The organism is Terriglobus saanensis SP1PR4 (assembly GCF_000179915.2).
Lineage (GTDB): Bacteria > Acidobacteriota > Terriglobia > Terriglobales > Acidobacteriaceae > Terriglobus > Terriglobus saanensis.
On sequence record NC_014963.1, the window covers coordinates 46974 to 60894 of the forward strand.

13 protein-coding genes are annotated in these 13921 nt (G+C 57.9%); 10 read left to right on the top strand and 3 right to left on the bottom strand.

Annotation, left to right across the window (positions count from 1 at the left end; translation table 11 throughout):
* Positions 1–213 precede the first annotated feature (213 nt).
* Positions 214–1209 carry an amidohydrolase family protein gene (locus ACIPR4_RS00250; RefSeq protein ID WP_013566623.1) on the top strand — a complete coding sequence of 332 codons (996 nt, stop codon included), beginning with the start codon at positions 214–216 and terminating at the stop codon, positions 1207–1209.
* Positions 1210–1233: 24 nt separating this feature from the next.
* Here ACIPR4_RS00250 and ACIPR4_RS00255 read toward each other — a convergent pair whose 3' ends face one another.
* The gene (locus ACIPR4_RS00255; RefSeq protein WP_013566624.1) at positions 1234–1749 is read right to left on the bottom strand and encodes a Rid family hydrolase; all 516 of its coding nucleotides are present in this window, start codon (positions 1747–1749) and stop codon (positions 1234–1236) included.
* A gap of 49 nt (positions 1750–1798) precedes the next feature.
* Positions 1799–2377 (bottom strand): TetR/AcrR family transcriptional regulator, encoded by a 579-nt coding sequence (locus tag ACIPR4_RS00260; RefSeq protein ID WP_013566625.1) that lies wholly within the window; start codon positions 2375–2377, stop codon positions 1799–1801.
* Positions 2378–2493: 116 nt separating this feature from the next.
* On the opposite strand from ACIPR4_RS00260, the gene ACIPR4_RS00265 reads away from it, so the two are divergent.
* From ACIPR4_RS00265 to ACIPR4_RS00285, 5 genes are all read left to right on the top strand, one after another.
* Positions 2494–3474: an SDR family NAD(P)-dependent oxidoreductase gene (locus ACIPR4_RS00265; RefSeq protein ID WP_013566626.1), complete on the top strand. Its 981-nt coding sequence runs from the start codon at positions 2494–2496 to the stop codon at positions 3472–3474.
* Between the two features lie 177 nt (positions 3475–3651).
* A complete protein-coding gene (locus tag ACIPR4_RS00270) occupies positions 3652–4833 on the top strand; it encodes a phosphoserine transaminase (RefSeq protein ID WP_041585840.1) in 1182 nt (393 codons plus the stop codon).
* A gap of 90 nt (positions 4834–4923) precedes the next feature.
* Positions 4924–5424, top strand: a complete 501-nt coding sequence (locus tag ACIPR4_RS00275) for a hypothetical protein (protein WP_013566628.1) — start codon at positions 4924–4926, stop codon at positions 5422–5424.
* 188 nt (positions 5425–5612) lie between these two features.
* A complete protein-coding gene (locus ACIPR4_RS00280) occupies positions 5613–7343 on the top strand; it encodes a peptide-N4-asparagine amidase (protein WP_013566629.1) in 1731 nt (576 codons plus the stop codon).
* Between the two features lie 12 nt (positions 7344–7355).
* Positions 7356–8693, top strand: a complete 1338-nt coding sequence (locus ACIPR4_RS00285) for a metal-dependent hydrolase family protein (protein ID WP_013566630.1) — start codon at positions 7356–7358, stop codon at positions 8691–8693.
* Between the two features lie 132 nt (positions 8694–8825).
* Here the strand turns inward: ACIPR4_RS00285 and ACIPR4_RS00290 are convergent, their stop codons facing one another.
* Entirely contained in the window at positions 8826–9770 is a 945-nt protein-coding gene (locus tag ACIPR4_RS00290; protein ID WP_013566631.1) for a LysR family transcriptional regulator, read from the bottom strand.
* Between the two features lie 130 nt (positions 9771–9900).
* On the opposite strand from ACIPR4_RS00290, the gene ACIPR4_RS00295 reads away from it, so the two are divergent.
* The 4 genes from ACIPR4_RS00295 (at position 9901) to ACIPR4_RS21320 (ending at position 13915) form a co-directional block, all read left to right on the top strand.
* On the top strand, positions 9901–10605 hold the full coding sequence (locus ACIPR4_RS00295; RefSeq protein ID WP_013566632.1) for an alpha/beta fold hydrolase: 705 nt from the start codon (positions 9901–9903) through the stop codon (positions 10603–10605).
* A gap of 475 nt (positions 10606–11080) precedes the next feature.
* A complete protein-coding gene (locus ACIPR4_RS00300) occupies positions 11081–11443 on the top strand; it encodes a PadR family transcriptional regulator (RefSeq protein ID WP_013566633.1) in 363 nt (120 codons plus the stop codon).
* Positions 11440–12585, top strand: coding sequence for an alpha/beta fold hydrolase (locus ACIPR4_RS00310; protein WP_013566634.1), 1146 nt, complete (start codon positions 11440–11442; stop codon positions 12583–12585). The genes ACIPR4_RS00300 and ACIPR4_RS00310 overlap by 4 nt, the downstream gene beginning before the upstream one ends.
* Before the next feature lie 361 nt (positions 12586–12946).
* On the top strand, positions 12947–13915 hold the full coding sequence (locus ACIPR4_RS21320; protein WP_013566635.1) for a rhodanese-like domain-containing protein: 969 nt from the start codon (positions 12947–12949) through the stop codon (positions 13913–13915).
* Positions 13916–13921: the final 6 nt, after the last annotated feature.

Genomic DNA, 13921 nt, shown 5'->3' on the forward strand with positions numbered 1-13921 from the left:
TGCAGAAGACCTGCGGTCGGCATCGTTCCCCTCGACATTCAACAAGAGAATGCATCGCTGACCTGTCGAGTGTCAAGGGGTAAAGTCTTACCAAAAAATCGATGAGGAGCCCGGTAAGTCGACTTCTCGTCAGCGATCATCCAATGCCGAAGAAGCTATGAGGCTGTATTGCAGGAGCGGCACCGCGAACACACGGGCTCTTTTGGAGTTTTCATGAAGATCATTGGTATCGAAGAACACTTTCTTTCTCCGGATGTTCGAGCAGCCTGGGCAGCAGCGGCCAGCGCCGGTCAGGACGCAGGTGAATCGCTCCACTTCGGAGAAATGCAGGACAGGTTGGAAGAGTTGGGCGAGGAACGCCTGGCGAAAATGGATGAAAGCGGCGTTGACGTGCAGGTCTTGTCCCTGACCAGTCCGGGGTTGCACAATCTCGCGCCCGCTGAGGGCATCTCTCTGGCGCGTCGTACCAACGACCTTATCGCTGCAACGATCGCTCGCCATCCAGACCGATTCGATGGTTTCGCCACCATCCCTACCACGGCCCCTGAAGAAGCAGTCAAGGAGTTGGAGCGGTCTGTTCGAGATCTAGGGCTGAAAGGTGGAATGCTCTTTGGTCGAACCGGCGAGAAAAATCTCGACCATCCTGACTTCTGGCCGATCTTTGAAGCGGCGGCGCATCTGCGTATTCCACTCTTCATCCATCCTCAGACGCCGTCCCGCGCGGTGCGAGAGGCTTATTACTCCGGCTTCGATCCGCAGGTGGATCTCGCCTTTGCAACGTTCGGTCTCGGTTGGCATTACGACTGTGGAATCCAGTTTCTTCGACTCGCGCTCGCAGGTGTCTTCGATCGATTCCCGGATCTCCAGATCATCCTTGGCCATTGGGGAGAGCTCGTACTTTTCTACGCGGAGCGTCTGAAGGCGTTCTCTCGTGTGACCAAGCTGCAGCGGTCCGTCGTGGATACCATGCGCGAAAACCTCTATGTCACTTCAAGCGGCATGTTCAGCGAGAGTAACTTCCGCCACGCCGTAGAAGTCGTCGGTATCGACCGCGTCTTGTTCTCAACCGATTACCCCTATCAATATCGGCCTGGCGGAGGTCCTAAAAACTTCTTGGAGCAACTACCCGTAAGCCATGACGATAAAGAGAAGATCGCGCACGCCAATTGGGAGCGTCTCACAAAGGGGATCCGTCGAGCGCAAGCCTGATGTGCAAGAGTCTGATTGCCTGATCTACTTTGGCCGCACTGCGACCAGGTCGATTTCGATCAAAGCGCCACGAGCGCCAGCGGGCAGAATCACCTGCACCGTGGAGCGTGCGGGTTTGTTCGGTTGGTCCTTGGTGCCGAAGAATTGGGTATATCCGGCCATCATTCCGGCAAAGTCCATCTTGCCGTCTTTCGCAGGATCGCCCCCAAGATACACATGCATCATCACTACATCGCTCAGCGTCAGTTTTTGTGATTCGAGAAACTTTTGAATGTCTTTGATCAGACCCACTGTCTGTGACGTGGTGTCGGTGTGGATCTTCAGCTCCGGGTCCAGCCACCCACTGACATACAGCGTGTCTCCGGCCCATACTGCCGCCGAAATTGGAAGGTCGGCGTTCGAGGGGTTTTGACTAGCCGGCAGCGGAATGCGTTTTGTGTTTTGCGCTGAAACTGTCATGGGACCTACCAGCGCGACAGTCAAAAGGAGAAGATGCTTGGTCGTCATGCGGCCAAGATAGCCCTGGAACGGCCACCCCACAAGTTGATTTTTCTCAAGGCATTGTTGAGTAGGATTTATGTTGAGTTCGTTACGGCCGTGAGCCCTGAAGAAGGATGTCCACAAAAGTCCGCGCTCTTGCGGGCCAGTCCTCAGCGCCACCTCCAGTCGAGAGTCCGTACACAGCGCGCAGCAAATCCATTGCAGCAACATCCGCGCGCAGGTCTCCGCTGGCAACGGCGCGCGCGCCCAGCGCATTAGCGGCTTCTTCCATCATGCGTGTGCTTTGCTGATAGACCTTCGACGGGCCGCCAGCCATCGCATTCAACGCCGGAGCAATGATTCTTTTTGCAGCAATGTAGTCGATGAAGACCTGCATCCAGGCGCGCAGAGCCTCAATGGGAGGCAGTTCGGCCGAGAACCTGCGCTGGGCCTCCGCGAGCTTTTCGACTTCGGCAAGATAGACCGTCGCCAGCAGATCGTCGCGTGTAGGAAAGTGGCGATAGAGCGTGCCGGGGCCGATCTTCGCGCGTTTCGCAATCTCGTCCATGCTCGCGTCGGCGCCGCGAAGGGTGAAGACCTGCTTCGCGACGTCGAGAATGCGCTCGCGGTTCCGCTGGGCATCGGAGCGAGGCTTGCGAGCGGGCTTTTGGGCGACCGATTTTTTCATAAAGCTTTTTGAAACCGAAGGCGATCTTCGATAGTCTCATTCTACATAACGGAGACGGTCTCCGTTTTAGTTCCGGGCTATGGCCCACGTTAAACAGCTTTACAGGAGAGTGCAGCATGGCAGCAAAGTTTGGAGCGAAATCAACCACGGACGAGGTTCTCGCAGGCGTCGATCTCAAGGGTAAACGGATTCTGGTAACGGGCGTTTCGGCAGGTATCGGTGTGGAGACGGCGCGTGCGCTGTTGGCGCATGGCGCGGATGTTGTCGGGACGGCGCGTGATCTGGAGAAGGCGCGCAAGGCAACTGCGGAGAGCAGTAAAATCGCGGCGGAGAAGGGCACGAGCTTCGAACTGATTGAGCTAGACCTCGCCAGCTTGAAGAGCGTTCGTGCTGCCGCAGACAAGCTGGTCGCCGATGGACGCTTGTTCGATGTGGTCATCGCGAATGCAGGCGTGATGGCTACTCCGCTTGAGAAGACGGAGGATGGCTTCGAAACGCAGTTCGGTACGAACCACCTGGGCCACTTCGTCTTTGTGAACCGCATTGCGAAGCTCATCAAGGATGGAGGACGTCTCGTGAATCTGTCTTCGTCGGGACACCGTTTCAGTGATGTCGATCTAAACGATCCGAACTTTGAAACGACGCCGTATGAGCCCTTTCTCGGTTACGGGCGTTCAAAGACCGCGAACATTCTTTTTGCAGTCGAATTCGATCGCCGCCATCGCGACCGCGGCGTGCGTGCCACGGCCGTTCATCCTGGCGGCATCCTGACCGAACTCGCTCGGCATATGCCAGAGGGAGCTATCCAGGCATGGATACAACAGATCCAGGAACAGCGAGCCGCGGCAGGCGACCCGCCGTTCGAAATGAAGTCGGTTCCGCAGGGTGCCGCGACCTCGGTCTGGGCTGGAGTGGTCGCCCCTGCTGACGAAGTCGGAGGCAAGTATTGTGAAGACTGCCAGGTCGCCGAACTGCTCCCCGCCGATGCGCAGGTAACCACGATCAGCAGGGGTGTGCGCGCCTATGCGCTTAATCCCGAAACCGCGAAGGCACTCTGGAAGAAGAGCGAAGAGATGGTCGGCGAAACCTTCGCATAACGATGAGACGATGCGCAAACCACAGACCCCTCGCCATGCGCGAGGGGTTTTGCCTTATCCAGAAGTCTGCAAAGTAGCTTGGATCATTCAACGATGAGGGTTGCGGTGGCGCACTGCCAGACGCGTTAGCGTCTATCCTAGAAACGTGGCAAGATCTCGCAAACGACCGGACATAGGATGAATTCATTGAAAGAGCTAGTTACTCGACCTGCAAACCTACCAACCAACCCACATTTTTCGTCAGGGCCATGCGCGAAACGGCCCGGCTGGTCGCTGTCTTCTCTGAGTGACGCCCTCGTTGGACGCTCGCATCGCTCAAAGCGAGGCAAGGAGAAGCTTCAAGAGGTGATCGAGCTTTCTCGTGAGATTCTCGGCATTCCCAGTGACTACCGCATTGGTATTGTTCCTGGCTCGGATACGGGCGCCATCGAAATGGCCCTCTGGTCGATGCTTGGAGCACGTGGGGTGGACGTACTGGCGTGGGAGAGCTTCGGCAAGGAGTGGGTGACCGACATCACAAAGCAGCTCAAGCTGACGGATGTGAATGTTTTTGAAGCCCCCTACGGCGAGCTTCCAAATCTCGATCAAGTCGATTCGTCCAGGGACATCGTTTTCACCTGGAACGGGACCACCTCGGGTGTTCGCGTACCGAACGGAGATTGGATCTCCGAAACACGAGAGGGCCTGACTTTTTGCGATGCAACTTCCGCCGTATTCGCTATGGACCTGCCATGGAAGCTGTTGGATGTCACAACTTGGTCATGGCAGAAGGTGCTTGGCGGAGAGGGGGCGCACGGCATGATCGTTCTAAGTCCGCGTGCAGTGGAACGATTGACTTCCTACAAGTCCCCCCGGCCACTTCCTAAGATTTTTCGCCTTGCGAAGGGGAACGAGCTGATCGAAGGAATCTTCAGCGGCGAGACGATCAACACTCCCTCGATGCTGGCTGTCGAAGATGCTCTCGATGGGTTGCGATGGGCAAAGTCAATTGGCGGCATCAGCGAATTGATCGGAAGATCCGAACGAAACCTCAAGGCAATCTCCGCATGGCAGCAGGCAAGCTCCTGGGCTGCTTTCCTCGCAACGGACCCCGCCACAAGATCCTCGACCTCGATCTGTCTCACAATCAATGACCCGGACTTCGTGAAATGGGACAGCAAGAAGCAGGCCACGTTTCTAAAGTCCATGACGGGCTTGATCGAAAAGGAAGGCGCCGGGTTCGACATCGCATCCTATCGCGATGCCCCCCTGGGCCTGAGAATTTGGGGCGGCGCCACTGTAGAGACAAGCGATATCCAATATCTCCTCGAGTGGCTCGACTATGCTTTCAAAACAACGAAGAGCGGCATGCTTGCGTAGCAGCTTGAGCGGCCTTGATCAGGCCATGCGCAAGTCCCAGGGGCCTGGGACTTGCGCATAAATCGGTGTCTTTCTGTTTGAATGGGCAGAATGGCACGGGATTATCAGATCGATGAGACTGAAACGGAGTTGCGTCTTCACGTTCCTCCGCCGAATGCCACTTGGAAGGTTGCCGTAGCTACGATATCCGCAAGCGCAAGCCTCTGGTATGGAGGCGTCTGCTTCTATCTCTCGCTTGCTCGCTCGGAATCCAGCTTTTCATTCCTGTACTACATCGCGTGCAGCATCCTTCTCGTCATAACGTCGCTTGCCCTCCGTGTCCTATATCGGCAACTTGCCAAGAAGGAAGTGACCTTCGAGAGGCATGTCATCGGGATTGACTACCGCATTCTGGGCATGCGCGTGCAGCGCCAATGGTTTAGTGTTTACCGCGTCCAGGAGTGGGTGATCGTCCCGGAAAGAGACGGGCGGCGGTTGATGTTGGCGATACGATATCAGGATCGTGTCGTGACGGTAGTGGATACCTTGGATTCTGATCTCTGGCTTGCACTGGTCGTACGGATGCAGCGCAAGGAATTTGTCTATGTCTAAGTGCTAACAGCAAGCGTATTTGTAAGTTCACGAAGGCCGAAGGTACTCTTTCCTCCCAGATCGGAACGGCACTACGCCATCCTTCGCCGCAGGATCGTACATCGCCGTCACTAAGATTTTTGCTCATTTAAATGTGGTAGCTTGGAGCCCGTCGTAACTCCTTATTTTGCAGTGGAGCGAGGGTCAGCATGGGCGTGTCGGTTCGATTTCGTGCAGCTTTCTTTCAAACAGTGATCGCAGCAGGCATCTGCGTTCCAGGCCTTTACGTTCCCGGTGTAGCTGGGGCGCAGGTGGTCACGGTTCCAACCACGCCTGTGGTGGGCTCATCCAACCCGGCAACGGCGGAGCCTCTGGTGACGCGGCCCTCCACGAAGCCGTGTACCGTCACGCTGTATAGCAACGAAGCCTTCAACGACTACGCCGCGCACCCGCTGACGTATACGCCTCCCTCCGCGTGCAGTGGACCGTGGGCAAAGGTGGTCTTGAACCTGGACTTTACCGTCACCGCAGGCCGCCAGTACGACCGCACGGCCAGCCTGTATCTCGGCAACGCGAACATCTACTACGGCACTACGGCGGAGCCGCGTGCAGCCTTGAGCCCCTCCTGGCACGTCGAGCGCGATGTGACGGACTTGTCCGCAATCTTCAGGACCGCGCAGACCGGCAATGCGATCATCTACAACATCTTCAATAGCACCTATAACGGCGGCATCTACGGTACCGCTACGCTGCAGTTCTATCCGGCGAATCTGCGTAACCTTCCTGCGGATGCGCCTGATCTGGTGGTCCCTGTGAGCGGTGCAAACAGCCCCTATGAGCTGGACACAACCAGCAGCGTGCTCTCCACCACGGTCACGCTGCCGCGCAACCTCACCAAGGCCTACCTGGACGTCATCGCGCAGAGCCAGTCCGGCGATGAGTTCTGGTATCTCGGTGTCCCAAACGATGTCGCCGGTGAACTGGAAACTTACGGGGGCACCGCCTTCCGCGAAACAGAGATCACCATCGACGGCAGGGCCGCAGGTGTCGCGCCCGTATCGCCGTGGATTTATACAGGCGGCATCGATCCTTATCTATGGGAGCCGATCCCCGGCGTGGAGACATTGAACTTCAAACCCTATCGTGTGGACCTCACACCCTTTGCCGGATTGCTCAGCGACGGCAAGCCCCACACCATCGGCATCAGCGTCTACAACGCCAACAGCTTCTTCCTTGCGACGGCAAACCTGCTGCTCTTCCGCGACAAGCTCCGCGCGGAAACCGGTGGCGATGTCCTGGAAAACACGCTCTCTGCTGAACCTGTGCCCTACGTTGTAACCAACCTCACCACGGCGAACGGTGCTACCACCGGCACGGTGACCGTTGGCTCAAAACGGAAGTTCACCGTGAAGGGGTACGTCAACACAGGGCTAGGACGCGTGGAAACGACTGTGGAGGCCACCGTCGACTTCAACAGCAACCAGACATTCAACGTGGCCACCGCAGGCGTTCCGGAGTATCAGAACGTGGACCAGACGAGCACCGTCGATTCGAAGACCACCACGAAGCTGGGCATTCTCTCAGAACAGGTAGCAAAGCACTGGTCTTTCCCGCTGAAGCTGGATTACACCTTCCTGCAAAATACCGATGGAACCTACACGCAGATCGTCAGTGCAGATCAGCAACATGAAGTCAGTGAAAGCAAGACACTCAATGGCTTCCCGCTCGCGAGTTCAGAGACGGTGGAGGAAGTAAAGAGCAAAGACACCGAGGTCTATAACTCCACGCTCACGGCGGTACTCGCCGTCGGCCCAACCGCGAGCTCGTCGAGCTTCCTCTCGAAGGATTCCACGGGCTACTGCTGGAGCCGCTCGCTGACCTCGCAGCAACGCGTGCTGACCTCCGTGCAGGACAACAAAAGTTGCCTGGCAAAGTACTAGGGACATCGATGGATGGCAGGGAACAGCGGCCTGCTTGCTACAGTAGCAACCATGGCTAATTCCTTCCGTCATGGTCTTTGGAGCACGGCTATTTTCGCAGCCGTTGCGTTTGCGTATCCTGCCCACGCCCAACAAAACCAGCCCATCACCATCCTCCATGCGGCGCATCTCCTCGACGTGCAAGCAGGGGCGCTCATCTCCCCGGGCGAAGTCCTGGTGCGCGGTGAGCGCATTGCGGAGGCAGGCCGCACCGTTACCCACCCAGCCGGCGCCACCACCGTGGACCTCGGGCAGGCCACCCTCATGCCCGGTCTCATCGACGCCCACGTTCATCTATTTCTCCACCCCGGCGACGAAGACATGCAAACCGTTCGCGAGTCCGTCCCCGAGCGCACCATCCTGGCGGCGCTCGCGGCGCGCGAGGACCTCATGGCTGGCTTCACCGCCGAACGCGACATGGGCACAGAGGGTGCAGGCTCAGCAGACACCGCCGTCCGCGACGCCATCAACCACGGCCTCATCCCAGGCCCGCGTCTGCGTATCTCAGGCAATGCCATCTCCATCCTCGGCGGCCACGAAGACGCCATCCATTTCAATCCCGACGAGCACATCTCCTCGAACGCCGACTACGCCAACTCGACAGACGAACTCATCGCAACCATTCGCCGCCAGATCAAGGCAGGCGCCGACAACATCAAGATCTACGAAACGGGCCGCGACCAGGGCGGACCCGACGGACGCCTCCACACTCCATTCCAGTTCACAGAGTCCCAACTCACCGCCGCCATCGATGAAGCGGGCCGCCAGGGCATCCCTGTAGCCGTACACGCCACCGGCGAACCGGGCACGCTCTACGCAGCGAAAGCTGGCGTGGCGTCCATCGATCACGCCTATCAGATCTCCGACGAAACCATGCGCGTGATGCGCGAAAAAAAGATCTTCGCCGTTCCCACCTTCACCGTCAGCGAATACTTCGCCGCTCACAGCTCCACATCCGCGGGCATGGAGGCGGAACAGACCCTCATCACCCTTCATAACGCCGAGTTCAAGCGCCAGCTCGCCGCTGGCGTCCCCATGGCCGTCGGCTCGGATGTCGGCCCATTCCCACACGGCACCCAGGCGCGCGAACTTGAGCTCATGGTGCAAAACGGCATGTCAGCTGCCGATGTCCTCCGTGCCGACCTGCTCCACGGAGCGCGTCTTCTCAACTGGGCCGACTCCATCGGCCAACTCAAACCGGGCTTCTACGCCGACGTCATCGCCATCGATGGCAATCCGCTCCAGGACATCTCCGCCGTCGCCCGCGTGCGCTTCGTGATGAAGAACGGCATCATATACCGCCGCCCGTAAGCCGGAGTAACCTTCGGTCTCCACGCAAGCGCCGCGGACGGACGAGCAACCATCCTGCGCTGGATCGGCGACGATAAGTCAGCTTCTTCTCAGTGATCAGGTCTGACTAGAAGCACATCTCTCCGATAGTCTTCAGGCGGATGGATTGCCGCCGCCGCGCCTTGGAGAACGGAGTGAGTATTCTGGCTGAGGTGTCCGACTGACCAGCTCATCCACGCGAAGCAGAAATCTCTTGAGCAGCGGAGACGTGTTCGACTTGTTATAGCCCATCACCAAATCGATGGTGGGAACGTCGCCGTGCAGAGGGCGAGCGACGACGGCCGGGATGAGTGCGTTTCGCACATAGAGCGGAAGGAGTGTGAAGCCGCCGGTGGATGCGACCAACGACATTCCACCGGACAGGGTTTCGGCGTCACTGATCTGCTTCAATGGGATCCCCATCTTCGCCGCGTAATCATCGATCACGGTCTTGAGAACAGGAGCAGCCCGCGCCGTGCTGATGAAGTTTTCGCGACATAGGTCTTCCGGCCGCACTGATTTGTGCCGGGCCAGACGGTGGCGGCAAGGCAGGATCGCGACCAGAGGTTCCTTGACAAGGAACTTGAAGGACAGCCCCGCCGTCCGCGTTTCGCGTCTCAGCAGGGCTACATCGATCTTGCCTTGCATCAACGCATGAGCAAGCTCGGGTGAAGATTTCGTCGAAAGTGTCACCTCGACACCGGGCGCTTCCTCACGCAGAATGCGCAGCGACTCAGAGAGCCAGATCACCTCCTGTCCCGGTAGGAAGCCTATGACAAACCCCGGTTTCCCCGGTTGCTCCGTACCGCGCGCAGCTTCGCAGGCCAGGTCGATCTGCATCAGCGCAAGCCGTGCATGATCGAGAAAGATCCGTCCGGCTGCAGTGAGTTCAATCCCCCTCGCCCTGCGCTCCAGCAGCTTTACGCCGACCTCCATTTCGAGATCGCGAATCTGCCGGCTCAGCGAGGGCTGGGCGGTGTGTAATCTCCGCTCGGCTGCGTTGGTCAGACTGCCTTCTTCGGCGACTGCGATGAAATAACGTAAGTGGCGAAGTTCCATATCCCTCGACCTATGCTTTTCAAGCATATCTATGTCACACAAAGTATTTGTTTGGTGCCCCGAGCAGGAGGAACGTAGAGCGATCGGGAGACGCTGAATGTTTTCCGAATCTCAATCAAGGAGTATCGCTATGTCAACGAAAAACAAACCCAGCATCGTATTCGTCCACGGGATATGGGCCGACGGCTCATCCTTCAGCAAACTCATACCCGCTCTTCAGGCGGAGGGTCACCAGGTGCTCGCAGCGCAGTACGGCCTCGACACTCTCGCAGGCGATGTGGCCGCCGCACACCGCACGATCGCGCGCGTCAGCGGTCCAACCATTCTGGTCGGTCATTCTTATGGCGGCACGGTCATCACACACGCCGGAGTGAATCCCCAGGTGGCGGGCCTCGTCTACGTCGCCGCTCTTGCACCGGACGCAGACGAAACCTCGCAGAGCCAGCAGGCTAAGTTCCCCACGACAGAGGTCTTTTCGTACGCCGAAATTACCGATGGCCGCGCATGGATGAAGCCCGAGGGCATCGAGCACTTTGCCGGGGACCTCAGTCCGGAAGAGCAGAAGGTCGTTTGGGCCACGCACGCGCCATGCGCTGCGCAGCTGTTCGCCGAAAAGGGCGAAGGCATCGGTTGGAAGTCAAAGCCCACCTGGTACGTCGTGGCGAAAAACGACCGGACCGTCCACCCGGAGCTGCAACGCTTCGTCGCCAAGCGCATGGGGGCTACCACGACAGAAGCCAACAGCAGCCACGTCCCGATGCTGTCGCAGCCTGAGCTGGTGCTCGATGTCATCCGCAGCGCCATAAAAACGGTGGAAGAGAACGTGAACGCGTAGTTCAGATCGCGTAACTCTTTCTCCTGGACAGACCGTCGCAAGGCGGTCTGTCTTCATGACGCAGCACATGCCTCTCAGTGCTGAGTCCTGCTAAGTTTTTCTCGTCAGCGATCGTCAAATGCCGGAAAGTGCGTTTGTCGGTACTCATCGATTCACTGAGATCTAGACAGCGGTTTCAAACAAAGGGATATCGTCGCCACCTCCAACCCCTCCTGGGGTAGATGCGAACAGCTAACCTGTAGCTCTCAGATCGTTCACAACCCGCCAAACAAACATGGAGTCGTCCGCAAACACGATCTCCAGTTCACGGACGCCGAGCGCGCTGTCATAGCAGCATGGCCTCTCGATCCTTTGCCCTTTCACTGCAGGGCATTCCACATAGGTTCTGTCCATAAAACTATTTCGATACCTCGGCGGCTTTCGCTTGACACTATCCATCTTGGATATATCATAATCCGATATAGAGGTTCGATCAATGGCGAACTCCCACCGATTTGATGATGACCTGCTGGAGAAACTGCCGTTACCGACCGCGTCTTTCTTTGTGCTCTTCGCGTTGGCCGAAGAAGAGAAGCACGGCTATCGCATCATGCAGGACATCCGTGAACTTTCCGAAGGTACGTTCACTATGGGCCCTGCCACGCTTTACACAACCATCAAAAAGCTCACAGACCAGGGGCTCATCTCCGAAACCCTAACCACTATCGAGGACAGACGTAGAACCTATGTTCTGACCTCAACGGGAAAGCGTCTTCTCGGTGCTGAATTTCAACGTCAACAGGCTGTGCTCAACCTCGCTCGGAGCAGGAAACTACTCAAGATTGGAGATCAGAAATGAGTCGTTTGGATCAACTGCACAGCTTCCTCTTTGACCGTCTCCTCATGTTCCAGAGCGATGATTTGATAGCGCACTACGGAGACGAAATGCGTCTGGTGTTTCGCGATGAGCTTGAACGTGCTCGGCAGCAAGGCACTCATGAAATCCTTCGGGTTTGGTGGGAGGTCGTCCGCGAGACAGTCGTGCTTTCCGCCCCTAGATGCTTGGAACGCGCGCAGCTCGTAATGGCTGCAACCACTGTCGCGTGCACTCTTACCCTTGGCACCGCCCTCGGCTTTTGCAGGGTCGGCAATAGCTCGATCGTGCATGCCTGCGCACAGGAAAGACCTGTATCTCCAGCGCCGACACAACAGCACGAGCTGAGCCGCCTCGTGCAGCTTCCCACCGGACAGCATATGTTCCTCGAATGTTCCGGAGATCAGGACGCAGTTCCTACCGTTATCCTCGCCACCGGTAGAGGCCTTGGCACAGCTGATGCTTGGGCGAAAGTGCAGGAAAGGGTACGCCCGACCATCCGAATCTGCAGTTACGATGCCCTCGGAGCCGGACGTAGTGACCACCTACCAAACGAAGCCCCTCCCCAGCGCCGCCCCATCGATGAGGTCATCTCCGATGCTCACGCTTTTTTTGAGTCAGCGCATCTGAAACAGCCCTTCGTTCTTGTTGGAGCGTCGGACGGTGGCATTCTCCTGCGACGCTATCAGCAGGCGTATTCCCATGAAATCGCGGGTCTCGTCTTTGTAGATTCAGCGCACGAGGAGCAGGAGTGGCGCATGGCCGCCATCTCGAACCAGCTGGACCCCAAATGGAATGATCCAACTTTTCAGCGGGACAACGGCTACCTTCCCGATCATCAGAAGCTTGCCTGGCACGCAGACATCCCCCTGATTGTCTTGGAGCGTACGGAGAAGGTTCCAGCTTCAGTCTTTCCAATGTTGAATCCGCAACAGCTGGACGCGTTAAATGCTGAGTGGCATGACCATCAGATTGATCTTGCCAAACGGTCGCGATATGGACAGCTTCGGGCGATAACTGATTCCGGACACTTCATGCACCAGCAGAAGCCGGACGCCGTCGCAGAAGCGATACAGGATCTCGTGCAGCAGGTTCAAGCAAAGACTCGGTGCGCACGTTGCTCGTAAGTCCTGCAAAGTCGGCTTCCGTTGACTTATCTAAGGGTGTGCGGACACGCAGCTAAGGTTTCGCTAAGCGCCTTTGTGATTTATCACTCCATGGAAAAGAAATCGCAGGCTTCAATGAAGCCGGACTTCCCCGCCATTGACCCGATTCTTCAGGCCATGGTAGCGTCGAAGTATGGCGTTTCCTCTGCTTCACTGTTGTCGCTGCGACCTTCCCCTCGTCGGGTGAGCTGCGACCTGCTCAGAGATTCCTGAAGCGCCCTCTCGAAAGCTCATCCAGAACGCATCATTGGTTCGGTAAATCTCCGTCCACAAGCGGGCATCCATGCCTTCTTTGCGACGGTTCAGCTCTGGAGAAGATTTCATGCAACTCGCAACAGAAGAAGTACTTGCACAGGACACCCGCAACACAGTCATCGCGGCAGAAATCCCATCCGGCACACTCTCGAAGACCCCCGCAGAACTCGCCGACATCGTCTCGACCTTCGCGTCGTCGGTTGGATGGATGGATCGCGTGCGGCTGCGCACCGAAGACCGATGGTACGAGCGGCTGTATCACGGTCCGGACTATGACATCTGGGCCATCAGTTGGATGCCTGGACAATCCACCGGCTTCCACGACCACGGCGAGTCCTCGGGGGCCTTCGTCGTCGCAACGGGCATCCTCCAGGAGCATCGCCACGGCGAGCAGCCCCTCGCGATCCCTCCGGGCCAGCCGCGCACTTTCGGTCCCGACTACACGCATGACGTCCGCAATGTCTATCTCGCGCCAGCTATCAGCATTCACGCCTATTCGCCTCCGCTCAACGAGATGAACGAGTACGAACTCCATGGAGATCAACTGGTTCCGCGCGAAGTCGCATCCGAGCGCGTCGAAACGCTCGATCGGGAAACGCACGGTCAGGAATGGCAAGTGCAGAGGTCGAAACCCGCAGCCCGCACCGGCGCCACGAGCATCGAGCAGGTGCTCTCCGCGGCACGCGCCCGGCTGCAACGGCTCTCTCCAGAAGAAGCCCATGATGCAGTAGCGAATGCAGGGGCGGTCCTCGTCGATATCCGTCCCGAAGCCCAGCGCGCAATCGAAGGAAGTATTCCCGGCGCGTTGCTGGTCGAGCGTAACGTGCTGGAGTGGCGCTTCGACCCCGCATCCAGCGCACGTCTGCCGGTCGCAACCGATCACGACCTCCAGGTCATCGTCTTCTGCTCGGAAGGCTATACCTCAAGCCTCGCGGCTGCGGCCCTGCAGGACCTCGGTCTCTGGCGCGCGACAGACATCGTTGGGGGATTCCACGCGTGGCACGCAAAGGGGCTGCGGATTGTGCCGCCACGCTAGGCCGGT

Excerpts from the sequence above, each read along its gene's own strand:
- ACIPR4_RS00270 (WP_041585840.1), top strand. The coding sequence starts at position 3,652 with ATGAATTCATTGAAAGAGCTAGTTACTCGACCTGCAAACCTACCAACC.
- ACIPR4_RS00285 (WP_013566630.1), top strand. The coding sequence starts at position 7,356 with ATGGCAGGGAACAGCGGCCTGCTTGCTACAGTAGCAACCATGGCTAAT.
- ACIPR4_RS00280 (WP_013566629.1), top strand. The coding sequence starts at position 5,613 with ATGGGCGTGTCGGTTCGATTTCGTGCAGCTTTCTTTCAAACAGTGATC.
- ACIPR4_RS21320 (WP_013566635.1), top strand. The coding sequence starts at position 12,947 with ATGCAACTCGCAACAGAAGAAGTACTTGCACAGGACACCCGCAACACA.
- ACIPR4_RS00300 (WP_013566633.1), top strand. The coding sequence starts at position 11,081 with ATGGCGAACTCCCACCGATTTGATGATGACCTGCTGGAGAAACTGCCG.
- ACIPR4_RS00310 (WP_013566634.1), top strand. The coding sequence starts at position 11,440 with ATGAGTCGTTTGGATCAACTGCACAGCTTCCTCTTTGACCGTCTCCTC.
- ACIPR4_RS00275 (WP_013566628.1), top strand. The coding sequence starts at position 4,924 with ATGGCACGGGATTATCAGATCGATGAGACTGAAACGGAGTTGCGTCTT.
- ACIPR4_RS00260 (WP_013566625.1), bottom strand. The coding sequence starts at position 2,377 with ATGAAAAAATCGGTCGCCCAAAAGCCCGCTCGCAAGCCTCGCTCCGAT.
- ACIPR4_RS00265 (WP_013566626.1), top strand. The coding sequence starts at position 2,494 with ATGGCAGCAAAGTTTGGAGCGAAATCAACCACGGACGAGGTTCTCGCA.
- ACIPR4_RS00250 (WP_013566623.1), top strand. The coding sequence starts at position 214 with ATGAAGATCATTGGTATCGAAGAACACTTTCTTTCTCCGGATGTTCGA.
- ACIPR4_RS00290 (WP_013566631.1), bottom strand. The coding sequence starts at position 9,770 with ATGGAACTTCGCCACTTACGTTATTTCATCGCAGTCGCCGAAGAAGGC.
- ACIPR4_RS00295 (WP_013566632.1), top strand. The coding sequence starts at position 9,901 with ATGTCAACGAAAAACAAACCCAGCATCGTATTCGTCCACGGGATATGG.